The following is a 548-nucleotide window of genomic DNA, read 5'->3' on the forward strand; positions in this document are numbered from 1 at the left end:
CGTCAGAAATCATGACGGCGGTCATACCATCGAGTGCGGCACGGGCTAACTTCGATTCCACACTATGGCGACGGTAATGCAGCGCCAACGCGGTAATTGGCAAAGTGAAAACCAGCACAAGACTTAATACAAACAAGGATTCTTGAATAAGGTCATTGATGTCGCGCGTCGCTCTTTTTGACAACTGCTCATTCGAGAGGTCGATGATGAGATGCAAAGGTTCGTTGGAGACAAACTTAATCGAGCTAAACGCAATCAAATGTTCACCGTTATAAGAGTACCCCGCTTGCTCAGATACCACTCGCGGCCATATATCTGGATACATGTTCGAGAAATTAAACTGAGAACGCTCAGGAATAATATCGCCATACAAGCGCGACTCGTCAGGACTCGCGATATAAAAGCCGTTGTGCTTAACCAACTCGATGTGGAAATCTCGCACTGGTGAATAGTTGAGAAGGGATGACAGATACTCGATATCGACATTCAACACTAAGTAACCCTGTCGAACGTCATTCACTGAAATTGGCATCAAAATGCGTAGTGAC

The 548-nt window shown here is 45.8% G+C and carries 1 pseudogene; it reads right to left on the minus strand.

From position 1 onward, the window contains the following. Window positions 1-548: pseudogene (locus tag R7093_RS27440) on the minus strand (diguanylate cyclase); the annotation flags it as partial.

The sequence above is a fragment of the Vibrio sp. 1580 genome (genome assembly GCF_033340055.1).